At 58.2% G+C, this 14,393-nt stretch carries 22 protein-coding genes; 11 read left to right on the top strand and 11 right to left on the bottom strand.

The genetic code is table 11. The features are described from left to right. Positions 1 to 321: 321 nt before the first annotated feature. The 10 genes from ACYQ1A_RS12940 to ACYQ1A_RS12895 all read right to left on the bottom strand — a co-directional run bounded on the left by ACYQ1A_RS12940 (position 322) and on the right by ACYQ1A_RS12895 (position 6,435). Positions 322 to 1,344, bottom strand: a complete 1,023-nt coding sequence (locus tag ACYQ1A_RS12940) for a site-specific integrase (RefSeq protein WP_499362570.1) — start codon at positions 1,342 to 1,344, stop codon at positions 322 to 324. Positions 1,345 to 1,382: 38 nt separating this feature from the next. Continuing rightward, positions 1,383 to 1,649, bottom strand: a complete 267-nt coding sequence (locus ACYQ1A_RS12935; protein WP_499362568.1) for a DUF4224 domain-containing protein — start codon at positions 1,647 to 1,649, stop codon at positions 1,383 to 1,385. 76 nt (positions 1,650 to 1,725) lie between these two features. Next, the gene (locus tag ACYQ1A_RS12930; protein ID WP_499362566.1) at positions 1,726 to 1,908 is read right to left on the bottom strand and encodes a hypothetical protein; all 183 of its coding nucleotides are present in this window, start codon (positions 1,906 to 1,908) and stop codon (positions 1,726 to 1,728) included. Beyond that, the gene (locus ACYQ1A_RS12925; protein ID WP_499362564.1) at positions 1,905 to 2,930 is read right to left on the bottom strand and encodes a DNA-methyltransferase; all 1,026 of its coding nucleotides are present in this window, start codon (positions 2,928 to 2,930) and stop codon (positions 1,905 to 1,907) included. The genes ACYQ1A_RS12930 and ACYQ1A_RS12925 overlap by 4 nt, the downstream gene beginning before the upstream one ends. Then, positions 2,927 to 3,646 carry a DUF2786 domain-containing protein gene (locus ACYQ1A_RS12920; protein WP_499362562.1) on the bottom strand — a complete coding sequence of 240 codons (720 nt, stop codon included), beginning with the start codon at positions 3,644 to 3,646 and terminating at the stop codon, positions 2,927 to 2,929. The genes ACYQ1A_RS12925 and ACYQ1A_RS12920 overlap by 4 nt, the downstream gene beginning before the upstream one ends. Beyond that, positions 3,646 to 4,308, bottom strand: a complete 663-nt coding sequence (locus tag ACYQ1A_RS12915) for a nucleoside/nucleotide kinase family protein (protein WP_499362560.1) — start codon at positions 4,306 to 4,308, stop codon at positions 3,646 to 3,648. Before ACYQ1A_RS12915 ends, ACYQ1A_RS12920 begins: the two co-directional genes overlap by 1 nt. Beyond that, positions 4,301 to 4,519: a hypothetical protein gene (locus tag ACYQ1A_RS12910; RefSeq protein WP_062221041.1), complete on the bottom strand. Its 219-nt coding sequence runs from the start codon at positions 4,517 to 4,519 to the stop codon at positions 4,301 to 4,303. The genes ACYQ1A_RS12915 and ACYQ1A_RS12910 overlap by 8 nt, the downstream gene beginning before the upstream one ends. Next, entirely contained in the window at positions 4,516 to 4,704 is a 189-nt protein-coding gene (locus ACYQ1A_RS12905) for a hypothetical protein (RefSeq protein WP_062221044.1), read from the bottom strand. The genes ACYQ1A_RS12910 and ACYQ1A_RS12905 overlap by 4 nt, the downstream gene beginning before the upstream one ends. After that, positions 4,701 to 4,895 carry a hypothetical protein gene (locus tag ACYQ1A_RS12900; protein ID WP_062221047.1) on the bottom strand — a complete coding sequence of 65 codons (195 nt, stop codon included), beginning with the start codon at positions 4,893 to 4,895 and terminating at the stop codon, positions 4,701 to 4,703. The genes ACYQ1A_RS12905 and ACYQ1A_RS12900 overlap by 4 nt, the downstream gene beginning before the upstream one ends. 970 nt (positions 4,896 to 5,865) lie before the next feature. Continuing rightward, positions 5,866 to 6,435 carry a helix-turn-helix transcriptional regulator gene (locus ACYQ1A_RS12895; protein WP_499362557.1) on the bottom strand — a complete coding sequence of 190 codons (570 nt, stop codon included), beginning with the start codon at positions 6,433 to 6,435 and terminating at the stop codon, positions 5,866 to 5,868. On the opposite strand from ACYQ1A_RS12895, the gene ACYQ1A_RS12890 reads away from it, so the two are divergent. From ACYQ1A_RS12890 to ACYQ1A_RS12865, 6 genes are all read left to right on the top strand, one after another. Then, positions 6,337 to 6,633, top strand: a complete 297-nt coding sequence (locus ACYQ1A_RS12890) for a transcriptional regulator (protein ID WP_499362555.1) — start codon at positions 6,337 to 6,339, stop codon at positions 6,631 to 6,633. The two genes, ACYQ1A_RS12895 and ACYQ1A_RS12890, sit on opposite strands and share 99 nt — an antisense overlap. Before the next feature lie 135 nt (positions 6,634 to 6,768). Beyond that, a complete protein-coding gene (locus ACYQ1A_RS12885; protein WP_062221053.1) occupies positions 6,769 to 7,251 on the top strand; it encodes a phage regulatory CII family protein in 483 nt (160 codons plus the stop codon). Beyond that, entirely contained in the window at positions 7,248 to 7,568 is a 321-nt protein-coding gene (locus ACYQ1A_RS12880; RefSeq protein WP_062221056.1) for a hypothetical protein, read from the top strand. Before ACYQ1A_RS12885 ends, ACYQ1A_RS12880 begins: the two co-directional genes overlap by 4 nt. After that, positions 7,565 to 8,548, top strand: coding sequence for a hypothetical protein (locus ACYQ1A_RS12875; RefSeq protein WP_499362552.1), 984 nt, complete (start codon positions 7,565 to 7,567; stop codon positions 8,546 to 8,548). Before ACYQ1A_RS12880 ends, ACYQ1A_RS12875 begins: the two co-directional genes overlap by 4 nt. 5 nt (positions 8,549 to 8,553) lie before the next feature. Further along, positions 8,554 to 9,144: a type 2 periplasmic-binding domain-containing protein gene (locus ACYQ1A_RS12870; RefSeq protein ID WP_062221065.1), complete on the top strand. Its 591-nt coding sequence runs from the start codon at positions 8,554 to 8,556 to the stop codon at positions 9,142 to 9,144. Between the two features lie 72 nt (positions 9,145 to 9,216). Continuing rightward, positions 9,217 to 9,660: a hypothetical protein gene (locus ACYQ1A_RS12865; protein ID WP_499362550.1), complete on the top strand. Its 444-nt coding sequence runs from the start codon at positions 9,217 to 9,219 to the stop codon at positions 9,658 to 9,660. 156 nt (positions 9,661 to 9,816) lie between these two features. On the opposite strand, the gene ACYQ1A_RS12860 is transcribed toward ACYQ1A_RS12865, so the two are convergent. After that, a complete protein-coding gene (locus tag ACYQ1A_RS12860) occupies positions 9,817 to 10,194 on the bottom strand; it encodes a hypothetical protein (RefSeq protein ID WP_499362548.1) in 378 nt (125 codons plus the stop codon). A gap of 167 nt (positions 10,195 to 10,361) precedes the next feature. Here ACYQ1A_RS12860 and ACYQ1A_RS12855 point away from each other — a divergent pair, with 167 nt between their 5' ends. The 5 genes from ACYQ1A_RS12855 to ACYQ1A_RS12835 all read left to right on the top strand — a co-directional run bounded on the left by ACYQ1A_RS12855 (position 10,362) and on the right by ACYQ1A_RS12835 (position 14,383). Next, entirely contained in the window at positions 10,362 to 10,745 is a 384-nt protein-coding gene (locus ACYQ1A_RS12855) for a Gp49 family protein (RefSeq protein ID WP_499362546.1), read from the top strand. Positions 10,746 to 10,950: 205 nt separating this feature from the next. Then, positions 10,951 to 11,235, top strand: a complete 285-nt coding sequence (locus ACYQ1A_RS12850; protein WP_062221074.1) for a hypothetical protein — start codon at positions 10,951 to 10,953, stop codon at positions 11,233 to 11,235. Between the two features lie 8 nt (positions 11,236 to 11,243). Beyond that, positions 11,244 to 11,684 carry an HNH endonuclease gene (locus tag ACYQ1A_RS12845; protein WP_062221077.1) on the top strand — a complete coding sequence of 147 codons (441 nt, stop codon included), beginning with the start codon at positions 11,244 to 11,246 and terminating at the stop codon, positions 11,682 to 11,684. Between the two features lie 201 nt (positions 11,685 to 11,885). Continuing rightward, a complete protein-coding gene (locus tag ACYQ1A_RS12840) occupies positions 11,886 to 12,710 on the top strand; it encodes a hypothetical protein (RefSeq protein WP_499362543.1) in 825 nt (274 codons plus the stop codon). Between the two features lie 14 nt (positions 12,711 to 12,724). Next, positions 12,725 to 14,383, top strand: a complete 1,659-nt coding sequence (locus ACYQ1A_RS12835) for a terminase large subunit (protein WP_499362541.1) — start codon at positions 12,725 to 12,727, stop codon at positions 14,381 to 14,383. The last annotated feature ends 10 nt before the right edge of the window (positions 14,384 to 14,393 follow it).

Here is a 14,393-nt window from a genome sequence, read left to right as displayed (position 1 = left end):
CGAGCCCAAACAAAAAGGCCACCTCCTCGCGGAGATGGCCTTAAGCATAACTATTTGAATCAACTGCATTATTTCTGGTGCCGCCGGCAGGAATCGAACTCGCGACCCCCTGATTACAAGTCAGGTGCTGTAATCAAAATAACGCTCTGATAAATATCGCTTTTATCAAAGTGACCCCTCTAATATGGTTGAAGTCCGGAAAGCCCGTGAGCAAGCAATTCCGTGTGGCAAAACGCACTTATTAGAAGATTTTTGCAGGGCACGCCCCGTGAGGAAAGATGAAAAAAAGCGAGGATTCGTCCTCGCTTCTTGTTTTTTACGCTATTCGTTCGCCGTGCCCCGTCGCACGCGCCGGCGATCGTAGGTGCTGTTAATGGCATGGTCTGACCGGTGTCCCGAGATATTCTTGGGATCCTCGCCACGATCCAGCTTGGCGGTTATCGCCTTCGCGCGCATGTCATGTAGCGTAAAACGAATATTGCCCGCTGCAACCCATGCAGCCATCACGCGTTGGATCAGCGTTTTGAAGCCTTCAACTGCATAGGGCTGACCATCGTGTCGCGCAAAAAGTGCCAGGCTGCGAACCGGACGCGGCAATGCCTTTGCTGCAGACACCGCGGCGCGCAGGCGCGGTGTCCATTGGACTTCCACCTGTACGCCGGTCTTCTGCTGCCGGAAGAGAATACCGCTCTCGGAAATGTCGGCTAATGTAACTGCTAAAAGGCTTTGCCGCCGTTGGCTGGTCAAGTAGCCGATCTCGACAACGGCCGCGACCAGCTGGGCACTATAAAGCGGTTCTTCTGCCACCCGTTTCCGCGCACGCGAAGGATCTTTATGAACCGCCAGATCGCCGATCTTTAATGCTCTGGCGAATTTCAGGAACCGGTCCAGCTCATCGTCTGAAACCAGCCTGTCACGGGGGCGTTCCTTGTTTCGGCCAATGCCTCGGCAAGGATTGCTTTTAACAATGCCATGCCGCATGGCATGGGAAAATGCAGCGGACAACAATGCCTTTTCCCGATTCCCGCTGACGGGGGCTCCCTGCTGCTTTCGGCTCTGCAGGTACTGCCACACGTGATGAGGCTCTACTTCTGCGGCAGCAAAGCCGTCGAAGGCGGCCTGCAGCAAAGGCGAGTAGCGTTCGTATTCTGTCCGCGTTTTCAGCGTCAATTCGGTGTTGTCGGCTAGATATTTATTGATGATGCCGGCTACGGTGGCCACGTTTGCCTGGCAAGGCGTCACCAGCTCAGCATATTTTCGAAGTGCATCGGTGTAATCGCGAGACAGGCCCACCCATTTGTTTTCCGGGGTCACAAAATAATAACGCCCGGATTTCAAATACATCCGTTCAGGTAGGTGTCTATCTTTAGATCGGGCTCGGCTCATGATTTCTTGTTGCGTGAGGCCACAAGTGACAACTGACCGACGTTGATCTGTCTTGGTGTCTCTTTAGCGTGTTCGTCGGTAGTCAGCGGCAAGCCGCACATGGCATTCTCGATGGCCTTCCGGCTTACAAGTGGAAAGCCCATGCTATTGAGCAGAAACGGCACGCGGTTTGCGTCAAGCCATCGGCACAAGCGAGATTTGTTTTTGTAGCCCACAAGCCGACGAAGCTCGTCGGCTTCCAGCCAAAGCATCTGCGTGTCCATCACGCCCCCGGCCTTTTCGCGCGCTTGCATTGATGAACTGACACGCTTGTTATACAAAAGGTAGCAGTTGTAACGGTCATTGATATACCTCACGGTGTTGGCGCTCGATGGCCCGGTCTTCGTTGTTCCAGCGTGCCAGTCGCCGCGCGCGTTGTTCGGCTGTTTCGATGGGGCTGGCGGGCTTGGCCTGCCGCGTTTGTTTCAACGCACGTTGCCAGTCCGTGGCCGCGAGTCCGGCCGATGATTTCGTTTTGCTCATGCGGCCTCCAGTGCCAGGCCATGTTGCCGGGTGCGATCCGGCTGCAGCGCCAGATATTCAGGGTTTAGCTCAGCGCCTAACCAGCGCCGGCCGAGTTGTTGTGCGACGTGCGCGACCGTGCCTGTGCCCATAAAGGGGTCGAAGACGATGTCGTTCGCTCGCGATCCCGCAAGTACGCACGGAATGACCAGCGCCTCAGGCATAACAGCAAAGTGGGCACCGGCAGACCGCGCAGTGGGTACCGACCAGACGCTTCGCTTGTTCCGGATCTCGGCCGCGCCAACGGCCCGCATCGGCCCGTTTTTCTTGGCTCCGCCATTCGCGCGGATTGAGCCCGTTTGCTGATCAATTTCCTGGGCTACTCGGACAGCAGTGCTGGTGGCCACCGGCTCGGCAATGGCGCGCTGATCAAAGTGGTACCGCTCGGACTTAGTTAGCAAGAACAAGTATTCGTGAGCTTTCGTGCAGCGGTCGGCAACGCTCTCAGGCATCGGATTGGGCTTGTGCCAGATAATGTCCTGCCTTAGCCACCAGCCCGCCTCTTGAAGCGCAAACGCGAGACGCCAAGGCTGGCCAATAAGATCTTTGGCTTTGAGTCCGTCGACCTTGCGATCGCTACGCGGGATGATTGCGTCATCGCGTCGGCGAGATGCAACCATGGACATGCGCGCTGCTTTGGCCGCGTTCTGATTGCGCCTGCTGCCTTCCAGTGTGCTGCCCGAGTCGGGGCCGCTGCGGCTGCCGGCGTAACTGTCGCCCATGTTCAACCAGAGCGTGCCATCGTCAGTGAGCAGCTCTTTGCAGAGGTCGAAAACCTCGACCATGTTCGCGATGAAGTCGCCAATGGTGGGCTCCATGCCGAGCTGGCCGGGCATGCCGTAGTCGCGCAGCCCCCAATAAGGCGGGCTTGTGACAATGCATTGAACGCGAACACCAGCCTCAATAAGAGAGCGCATCACGTCGCGGCAATCGCCTTGAAGGCAGACGTTCATTGCTGTCCCTGTGTCGAGAGCGGCGCTCATGACCGATGCTCCAGGGTTAGCTGGTGCATAAGGGCGGCGGCTTTTTCCGCAGATGATCCGACGGCTTGAGACAAACGCACCTGGCGGCCAGCCTCTTGGCCGGAACGGGCCGCTGCATAGTCGGCGCTGCTTAATTCGCGCTCTGCATTGCGATCCTTTGGGTCCAGCAGGCCGCGCACGGGGTAATGAATCGCCTTGTATGCAGCAATCGCATCGGTCTGCTGGGTGCCGGCGAATTCACGCACGTGCTCGCGCAGGCCCACGACGAATTGCTCGCAAAACAAATCGGCTCGCGCCGTCTTGCGCCTTGGACGGAGCCGGGCGCACAGCGGTGATCGGAGCAATTCCGTTCTCGCTAATTTGATTTTTCTGTTAAGAACTGCAAACGCGTAGGTTGCAATTTCTGCCTGGATAGCCGGCCCTATGAAGAGCCACGCCCCGGGTTTTCCTCGCGTATGGCTGTGGACGGCGTCGCATGCGAACGCCTTGCCAATGGTGGACGCCAGATAACTTTCCCAGCGGGCCGGGTTTTTGCGCGCGTTTGACGGGGTGCTCATTTCCGTGACTTCGGCCGCAAGTAAGTCGGCGTCATCAACGCCAAATTTCTCCATCAACGCTTGGGCCTGGCGCAGTGCCACGCCGGCTTCGTTTGCATTGCCGCCCTTCGCCAGCGCCATGCATTTGCGGATTTTTGCAATTGCCGATTGCTTGTCCATTAGACGACCTCCGCCGTGACGAACAGATCAGCCTGGCGATGCAGGGTCTCGATCGTTCCGTAGTTCATGACATTGCGATCAATCAGATTGCGTGCGAACGCATGCTCTGTTGCGTGGCCACCGTGGCCATGACCGGGCCGGGTCAATTGCCAGATTTCACCGCCAAGGGCATGCACAAAGTGCGCTTCGGCGTTGGCCACGTTGGCGAGCTCGCCCGGGTTTACGCGCACGTCGCTGATCACAACGGCGCGGCCGGGCAGTACATCAAGGCGGTCTTGCATGGCATCGATGAAGTAGTGGGGGTTCGTGGCGCGGCGGTAGTCGCCCCATGCCTGCATGGTCTCCCGAGGGGAGCGAGCGTGCGGAGTAAAGAGAGCGGGCGCTAACCCGCCGCCATGCTTCCCGTAGATGTAACCCGTATGTAGAAACCAGTCGATGAACGCTTCGTCGCGGCAATAAACCAGGGCGAGCTTGGGTAGCGGCGTGTCTTTGGTCTGGCGCTCCAGTAGCAGCTGCACCGGCACATCGTATGCGTCGCAAATTTCGGCGCGCAGCTTGTCCGCAAAAGCGAGCTTGGTGAAGCCGTGCTTAGCCACCAGAAAATCGGCGACAGTGTCTTTGCCGCTACCGGCCGGGCCAGTCAGGCCGATCAATTTAGTCATGGGTGATTTCCTCTTCGCTGTCCAGGGCATTCCACGCGGCGCGCCAGAACTTTTGCTGCACGATGGCAGCGACCGCGTATACCGCGAGGATGTAGGGCGCTTGCATCCAGCCAGTTTGTGTTTCGTGGATCCAGTTGAGGCTGGCCAGCACGGCCAGAACCAGTAATGCCTGGATGGCGACGCATCGAGCGGGGCTAAGAAGGATGTTCATGCGGCCGCCCGTTCGCCATCGTCTTGCGGCGGAAGCTGGATCGTCTTGCGCGCCTCGTATTGCACGCCGTGCCGGTCCATCGGGTGGATCGTCCAGCCGCGCTGTTTCCAGCCGCCGAAGTCAATGTCAAGCAGGCCGTCGCCTTCGCTGCGCAGGCGCACGCGGATCGTGTGGCTTGTGGTCATGCCTCGGTTCTCCTGATCGGCATGTCTGCATTGCCGGCGGTCTGGATCGCGACGATTGCACGCGCCAGCTCATCGCGAACGGCGTTCGTTAGGTAGCCGCCGTCATCCTGTGCCAAGTATCCGATGGCGGTGCCGATCCGGCGTTGTGCTTCGATAAGGTCGCAAATGTGTGCGCAGTTGGGATGGTTCACGGCTTGCTCCGACGGGAGTGCGTGGGTAGCGGCAAGGGTCGTTAGCTGGGAGTGCGTCGTGTCACCGAAACCGGGGACCCTTGCCGCTGGCTTGGTGACGGATCGAAGTATAGAAAATCTATACTTTTAATGTCAACAAAATCTATACCTAAAGACTGCAGACGTTAAAAAGCCCCGGCGAGGGCGGGGCTAGATGTTGGGGGTCAGAGCGGGGATTCGGCCGGCGACGAACTATTGTTATTGACGGTCAATTCAAGCTCTTCAGGGAGTAACACATCGGGGCGATGAGCTTTCGCGTGTCGCGCGAGAAGGGGATGAGCTTTTGGCACCGGTTTAGGGTTTGAAACCGCCCAGACCGGGAGAGGTGTGCCGGCAACGCATAGCAGCCGGTCGCCTGAGGAACTGCGGATCGTAGCGCCTATTGAAAATTTATTGTCACCCAAATGGCAATAAGCTTGCGATATATCAGACTCCAGACTGCGTGCGGGTCGGGCCGAAAGATAAGCCCCTCCCATTCCACCCAGACACAGAGCAAATGTCCCGATCGAGAGGAGGCCGGGCCAGCTTCTGCGCGGAGGGTGCTTGCCAAAGCTCAAGGTGGCCGGGCTTGGTGGGGCAGGCAGCGCGATTCTCTCAAGCTCGTCGTGCAAGAAATCTTTAGCGGGCCGGAAATGGCGTTTCTGGAATTCTCGCATGTTTGCGAGGCCCAGATGGTTGAGAAGCGGCCCGTATCCTACTTGCACGGGGCAGCCCTTAGCTGTCGCCAACTCTTCAACAAGTTGCCTGATTTCCCGGCGCTGGTGACGGCTAGCGAGTTCTGTCCCGGAGGCATCGAAGCCGTCGGCATAGAACGTTACGGAGTTTGTGGCATTGGCTGTATTGCGAGGGGCGTGGTCATAAGAATTCCCGTTTACCAATTGACCGACGTCGTTTACCGCTTGCTCATTAATCATAATGCTTACAACGAAGTTTACTTTTTGCTTTTATCAAACGTGAATGTAGGGTTATGTACATTACCGGTTACAACCTGCCCGACATTGCCAGCTACGTGCTGAATGCCGATTGCACCAGCGATTGGCTGCGGCGGAGACAGGCCCGGTGGGAGCAGGGTTGCCCCTGAAATTCTATATATCGCAACGATTTGGCCGTAACTCGGCTGGTGGCGCCCATTTTCCCACGCAGAGACGTTTGCCTTCGTTACCGAAAGCATGTCGGCCAAACCTTGTTGCGTAAGGTTAGCTTGCTGACGGCAAGCAAGTATCCATTCATTAAGTTCCATGCCGTAAGCGTAAAGATTTTCTAACCGCGCGTGGTCTAGGTTTTCTTTACTTTCAGCATGCGCCTCCAATTTTCTCTCCATGTATAGAAAATGTTGACCTTGCTTGTATAGTTTTTCTATACTTCGCGAATGGAAAATCCGATTGATACCGCGACCCAAATTATGGGCTGCTCGGCGGCAGCGCTGGCGAAAGAGCTCGGCGTTACTAAAAGCGCCATATCTCAATGGCAACAGCCTGGGCGACGGGTGCCCGCAGAGCATGTGCTTCTGCTTGCGCGCTTTACAGGCTTTCGCTTAACGCCGCACGAAATTCGCCCAGACCTCTATCCCAACGCTACTGACGGGCTGCCGCCCGCCCCTGATCTCGCGTTATTGATGGCGGAGCGGAGAGGCTTTGCCGATAGACGACAGGGGGTCCCGGAGCGGCGTCGCGCCGCCCGCAGATCTTCAGGGTCGTGATGCAGTTACCTCCGTGAGCGCATTACCAGGTGCGCTGACGTTTCGCCGGGTTGCCGCCCGGTGTTTTTTATGACCGCAAGGCTACCTCCCTCAGGTAGTGCTGCAAACACACAAGAAAACCAAAAGGTGTAAGGCATGAGTCTTTCAGAAGCGGCGCGTACCGATATCGCGCTCTGGCCGGGCAATCAGGAGAGTCTTTCGCAAGCCATGTACGGCAGCGCGCACACACTGCGCCACAAGTTGTCCGGCTACCGTGGGATGGTCTTCGGCCTCAATGAGGCGCTGGAGCTTATGCAGCTTACTCAGGGTCGCGAAACCATCCGGGCGTTGGCGCGCGAAGTGGGAGGCGTGTATCTGGATGTGCCGGGCGCCGAGATGCAGGTGGGAAACGAAGAATTGCACGTCGCGCTATTGCGAGTAACTGAGCGCATGGCGAAGCTGAGTGTTGAAGTGCATAAGGCGTTGATCGACGACGCCCAGATCGACTCGGATGAGAAGCGGCGCATTGATGCAGCCATGCACGAGCTGACCGAAGAAATCCTGCGCTACGTCGCTTTGGTTTACCGGGTTTACGGCAATCGCGATGTGCAGGACGACATGTTCAAGGGGCAGCGATGAAGTCGCCTTATTACTGGGAAACGCAGGCGCTTGAGCATTGTGGCCCGCTGGCGGCGCGGCTCTACCGAAGCGGCTTGTTGAAGCTGCTGGATGCCAGCGATGGGCACGTTCGGGGGCCTCGACGTCTGGTGCTGACCATGCTGGTCTCGGAAGTGGGGCCGGTGGCGCGGCGCGGGCATTTGCAGCGCCCGTTACAGCATGGCGAACTGGTGCGGTTACTCGATCAGCTCGCACTGGCTGGACTTCTGGAAAGCCATGGCGACGCGGAAGAGCTTGACCTGCTTCTGGTGCATCGCGCGCCGTTGGTGGCCGCATGATCGACATCCTTTTAAATATCGAAGAGCAGGAGGCGCTTGCCGAATGCTCGCTGGAGGCTCGCAGTTTGTACGTGCTGGGCCTGCGCTCTCGTATGGACATCAGTAGCGGCATGGTGGGAACCCGCAGCGCCGTGTCCTATTTCAGCCTTGCCACCGATATCCAGTACAAGCCGCCGCTGGGTTCAAAGCGTCCAGGGTTCTTTCCGAATCTTCGGCAGATGCGTTCTTTGCTGGACGAGCTCGAACGCGTGGGGCTGGCCAAGCGCTATTCACTCGTTACCAAGGATGAAAAGCAGCTTGCTGTTTTGCTATGCCTGGCAACTCGCGGACAGCCACGTCCTCTGGATGAGCGTCAGATGAACGCCAACCATGACCGCCAGCCGCAAAGTGGCGTGGAATATGGCTTTCAAGGCAGTGACCGTCACGCTCGCCCAACCGATGAGCGTCAGATATCTGAAGTTCAGAGTACTTCTATTACACATTCATCTCTATCAACAACTGCAGTAGAGGAAAACAGCTTTTCTGAGAGAGATGAAAGCGTAATACCTGAGCTACCGAAAACGCAGATGCAATGGGCTCGCTTAATGAAAATCCTCGGGTTCGAGACGAGCGCGCTGTCGGCAGGCTCGCTGGCCATCTACGACCAGTGGATCAAAACCGGTATCCAGGCAAAACAGGTGCAGGCGGCAGCGGCCGTCACCGCGAAGCGCGGTGGGCAGTCCGTCCAATACGTGGACAAGGTGTTGCAGACGGCGGCACAGCGTGGGCGTGAAATGGAAGGTGGCGCCTATGAAGAAACACCGGGCAAGCCTTGGTTCATGTCGCATGCGGGCGTTCAGGACTTTGCCATCCGCAACGGCATCACGCGGCTGGACGATGAGCAGCCGCAAATGTTTTTGCAGCGAGTCTACAAGGCCGCCAATCTCGGCGAGGCTGAAATACGAATGGCGACGCAGGGCTCGCCTTTTAGCGGGAGGTAAACAGAATGGCGCGACGCAATCCTTGGCTGCGCCCGGCCGGTGCCGACGGCCTGATTCCGGTGGTGGTGCTGTGGAATCGTTTTGCGAGTCTGTACGGCAGCGCCTGGCGCGAGCTCTTTGCGGAGGAAGCAGCAAAGGTGGCGTGGCAGGAAGAGGCGGCGGCTCTGTTCTATGAGCGCGGCATCCGTTGGAACATGGTCAAGACCGCACTGGACGCCTTACGGCAAGAGGTGCGCGCCGGATCGCAGCCGATAGGGCTTGCTGAATTTGCAGACCGCTGCCTGCCTGTCTTCGACTTTGAAGGCGCGTTTTACGAGGCGCAGCGCCAGTCCGTCAAGGTGGCGTATGGCACCTCGGTGTGGTCGCATCCGGCCATTTACTGGGCGGCTTATGACCTCGGCTTTACAAGGGTGTACGCAACAAAATGGTCGCGCCTGAAGGGAGAATGGGTGCGGGTATTGAGTGATCGGCTGCAGGGCGCATGCCCGGCAATCCCGGATAAAAAGGAGGAACCTGTATACCGGCGCGGCGACGCCGGCGTGGCAAGCGCGGCAGTAAACGATCTACGCAAAATGCTCGCAGCAGCTGGCGCCTAGATCGATAAAACAAAGCCTGGCAATGACCGGGCTAGGAGGCCCTCTGGTAAATAAAAAGTTGTTGGGGGCGCAATGCAACAAGCTGTAGAACTGTTAGAAAACTGGGCTGCTCATTTTGGTTATCAAGGTGGGCGTACATATGGTTCCATCGGGCAGTATCTGACCCCGGAAGAACGGGCGCAGGCGAGCAAGACATGCAAGCCGCAGCGGTTAAGCGAGGCGGACGCGCTTAGGGCTGATGCGGTGATCGCGACATTGCGGCAGAGCAATATTTACCAGTCGTTCGTTGTGCTGCTGGAAAAGCACTTCATGTTTCGCGCGGATCAGCGGCGTACGTGCCAAAAGGCGGGCATCGGGATGGATGAATACCAGCCGCAGGTAGACAAGGCGGTTGGGATTTTTTGGATGCAGTGGCAAATCTTCGCTGAAGTTCCGACCAAAATGATTCGCGTAGGTGTCTTGAACAATCGCTTGACAGCGAAAAAACCGATCGCTAATCTTGCCGCCACAACTTGACCACCGCTTCGGCGAGATAAGACCCGGCTTCGGGGGCTTCTCTACGTCCAAAGCAGCCAAAGCCTCGCAGCGAAAGCTCCGGGGCTTTTTCGTTTTTACCATTTGCTTCTGCGGCGCGGCCGGTGACTTACCAAGCCGGCAGCGCCGCGTGATGGGTTAGCACATGTTCTTGCCGAACCAATCGCCTTTAGCGAGGTATCGAATCACCACGCCGTCCTTGATCAGAATGGCATCGCGGTGGAATCCGACATATCCGCCGTAGGAATTCTTTGCGTTATATGTGTAGCAGACAAGGTAGCCGGCTGTCATTGGACTGCCAATGCTCTTAATCCACGCCTGTTTGGGGTGGCTGATTTCCCGGTAGATAACGGAGGCGGGGTCTTTCAAGGTGGCTTCAAGATAAGACTTAGTTACCGATTCATAGTCATCCGGGAAAAAACCGTAGTCCAGATTGGATAGTTCTTCGGCGCTTGGTTGAGCGCAGCCCGCCAATGATGCAACCACCAGAGCCGCAAAAAAGATTGATCGTTTCATTTTGAATTCCGCTTTTTTTAATAAGTACACATGCCTTTTTTAAGACGGGCGCAAAACTAACGCGGATGGGCGGCGGCGCTCAATAGCGGACGTGCAAAAGTTCGCCGGGTGTTGCGCCTAAGACACGCGAGCACAAATCGTATAAGGCCCCGCCTGGAGCGGGGCTTTTGTTTGCCTGCGATCCATCAACAAGGATGCCTATGAATAACCACCAGATCGAAAGCGAAATCAACGCCAAAGGCCTGACCGCGCCGCGCGTCACGATGGCGGACATCGAAAGCAACATCGTGGGCGAAGCCTTTTTTACTGCGAAGCAGGGCGCGACGGCGGCCGGCACTATCAACTTCAATCAGCCGCTTGTAGCGCTGGAATGTCTGACCCTATGCGTGCTGACGCTGCAAAACGGCTTCACTGTTACCGGCGAGTCGGCCTGCGCCAGTCCGGAGAACTTCGACGCCGAGCTGGGACGCAAGATCGCGCGTCAAAGCGCGGTAGCAAAGATCTGGCCGCTGATGGGTTATGCGCTGCGTGAGCAACTGCACGCCGCCTGATTTGCCTGTCTTCGCCCTCAGTCTCAGCCCCGCATGCTTAAACAATGTGGGGCTTTTGCTTTCCTGGCGTCATCGGGAAGCGTTGCAGGTGAACACATAAACCGCCATTGGGCGCTCACCGTTCGCACGCTTCCCCATGACGGCCGCATGAGCCTTGCCGCTTTCGGGCGGCTTTTTTATTCCACCTGCTTGAAAGGACGTCGCAATGCAGGCTTTCATCATTACCGAATCATCGCTCGCAAAGGCATTGGCCGAGTGGGAGCGGCGCTGCCGCGCTGATCCGGATGCGCATAAAACCGAAGCCGAGCGGCGCGCTCTAACGGTGGACGAGCATGGTGCCTGCGCCGCCGCATATCTGTTGTCCGTCCTGAATGAACAGGCGGATCAAGCGGGTAACGAAGCTTCCGATGCGTTCGCTTCTCTGTTGCGTGCCGCCCTCGCTGATGAGCTTCGTCCTGGTGGCATCCTTCATCGCGCGATTTCTCGCTGAGGTGCCCGGTGCCGTACAAGTCAAAGAAGCCGTGTCGATATCCCGGATGTCGCGCGCTGGTCGATAACGGCTGGTGCGCTGCGCATCAGCCCAAGCGCGAGCCGACGAAGTACGAAGTGGAGCGCGGTTCGTCAGCGCAGCGCGGTTACAACGGCCGATGGCAGAAAGCGCGGGCGACGTTCTTGCGCGAGCATCCGCTGTGCGTTGCCTGTCTGGCCGAGAGCAGCACGACAGCGGCGACAGTCGTCGATCACATCAAGCCGCACCGACTGCATGACGCGTTGGCCGGGAACGATGACGACGAGATCAGGCAGGCGCAGGCGCTGTTCTGGAACACCAGCAACTGGCAGGCGTTGTGCAAGCGGCATCACGACGTGAAGACCGCGACCGAAGACGGTGGTTTTGGTCGTCCTCGCGTGCGCGAGGCTGGAAAATCGCCCGATTCGTAAGAAATCGGCCGTTTTTGATCGATTTTGTAAGGAAGGGCGGGGGGAGGGGCAAAAGTCCGGGTTCGACCGTTCTAGACCGTTCATCTCAGCTTCCAAAAATAAATCCCTGAAAAAAGGTAGGGGGGGGTCTGCGGCCTTGCCTGGCGCACTGGCGCCGCTCTCTGTCTTTTTTCGATCCAACTCAGGTAAACGGAGCGCTCTATGGGCCGGGAAACCGCACCTGTTACGGGCGCTGCGTCGAAGTTGAAGCCGCCCGCCTTTTTGAAAACGCGCCGGGGCCGCGAAGTCTGGCGGTATCTGTTGGAGGCGCTCGACGCCGCCAAGCTGGACTACCGGTCGGCGCAGATGTCCGTGGCGATGCTCGCGGACAAGGTCGAAGTCTGGCGAACCCACGCGGACGCCTTGCACAAAATCGGGCACCGCTACGAAGACGACTCGAATGGCGGTTCGCTTGAGCTGGACGAATCCCGCGCGGAACGCCGGGCCCGCGTCGAGATACTGAAAGACCTTGACGATGCTGGCCTGACTACGTTGGCCGTGGCGCAGATTCGCGTTGTCGATCGCCTGACCAATCAGGGCGAATTGTTCAGTCCCTTCGAGCTGATGAACCAGATCGGCGAAGAGTCTAAACGCCTGCCGGATGCCCCTCCGTGGACGATGCGGCCCACTGAGAAGCGGATCTGGAAAGACCTGCTGAAGAGCCTCGACACCGTCGGCTTCGATTTTTCCACGGCCGGGCTGTCACTGGGTTTGATGTGTGCCGCGATCACCGACTGGCAGGACTGCAAGTCCTGGATTGATGACCACAAAGGCCGGGTGTTCGCCACCAGCCAGGACACCGGGCGCACCTACGAGGTAAGCGCCAGTTACAACAGAGCAAAGATCGCCAGCCAGCTGCGCGTGCTGTTCAGAAAAAACGGAATGACGGTGGCGTCGTGCGCGAAAACGAAAGCAATCAGCAAGGGGCGGGTGATCAGCGAGGAGCTGGAGGAAATCCTGAGCTTTATTCAATCGCGGCCGGACTAGTTCCGGCTGTTTACGTGCCGCAGCCGTGGGACGCCTACGGGCTGGCGGTGCTGCGCGGCGACGTTACGGTTTGTCGGCTGACGCGGCTGGCGATCGAACGCCACTACCGCGATCTTGCCCACGGCGGCGGGCGCGGCCTGGTGTTCCGGCTGGACATGGCCAGCCATGTGCTGTCGTTCTTCCCGCGCTTCTGCCGGCACTCGAAAGGTGAGTGGGCCGGCAAGCCGGTTGACCTGGCTGACTGGCAAGCATTCTGGCTTGCCGTTGAGTTTGGCTGGTACCACACCACCGGCAAGCGCCGATATCGCACGTGGTACGAAGAGGTTGCGCGCAAAAATGGCAAGAGCACCAAGCTGGCCGGGCTGGGTATCTACCTGTTTGCCGCAGATCGTGAACCCGGCGCCGAGGTCTACACCGCCGCGACCAAGCTGGAACAGGCAAAGATCACCCACAACGAAGCGCAGATGATGGTCGGACAGTCGCCGGCCTTGCGCCAGCTGGTGACGGCGCAGCACGAAAAGCTGTTTATTCCGGGCACATCTAACAAATACGTACCACTTGGCGCCGATGCCAAAACGTCGGATGGCTTGAACGTACACGCGGCAATCATTGATGAGCTGCACGCCCACCCGAGCCGTGACCTGTGGGACGTGATCGATACCGGTCGCGGTGCGCGGCGCAATTCGATCATGCACGCGATCACCACGGCCGGTTTCAACCAGGAGGGCAGCATCTGCCTGGAGCAGCGCCAGTATCTGGTGTCGGTGCTTGAAGGCACGCTGGAAGACGATTCGTTTGGCGGCGTGGTCTACACGCTTGATCCGGAGGACGACTGGCACGACGAATCGGTCTGGTGCAAAGCCAATCCGAATCTCGGCGTCTCGGTGTTTCTGGATGAACTGCGCTCGCAGGCCCGCAAGGCGGCGGGCGTACCGGCCGCGCTGTTCAACTTCCTGACCAAGCGTCTCAACATCTGGACGCAACAGGTCGACGCCTGGTTATCGCTCGATGACTGGGACAAGGGCGGCGAAGTCTTTGACCATTCGCTGTTGCTTGATCGGCCCTGCTTTGGCGGGCTTGATCTGGCCAGCACGACCGATCTGACCGCGTGGATTCTGGTGTTTCCGCCATGCCCCCACGATGCTCACTGGCGCGTGTTGCCTCGCTTCTTTGTGCCGGAGGACAACATGCCGCTGCGCGAGCGTAAAGACCGCGTGCCGTATCAACTGTGGACGCAGCAGGGCCACATCATCGCTACGCCGGGTAATGTGGTGGATCAGGAAATGATCCGCCAGCAGATTCTGGTTGATGCAGATGTGTATGACGTCCGCGACGTGGCGTTTGACGAATGGAACTCGGCCAAACTGGCGACCGAGCTGGGCGAGGCGGGCATCTTGATGGTGAAGATTCGGCAAAACTTCGAGGGGCTGACGGCGGCTACCAAGCACCTCGAAGGGCTGGTGCTGGCCGGGCGGCTGATGCACGGCGGCAACCCGGTGCTGCGCTGGAACGCCGGCAACGTGGTTTTGCTGCGCGATACGAACGACAACTATCGACCGAACAAGAAGAAATCACGCGACCGGATCGACGGCATTGTGGCGCTGTGTATGGCGCTGAATCGTGCCTTGTTCGGGGGTGAAGAAGAAATTGAACCGGGGATCATCCTGTTATGACGCAAGCAAC

Source organism: Silvimonas sp. JCM 19000, from assembly GCF_054652575.1.
Note: the sequence above shows the minus strand (reverse complement) of the source record. Positions and strands in the feature narration are given on the sequence as shown.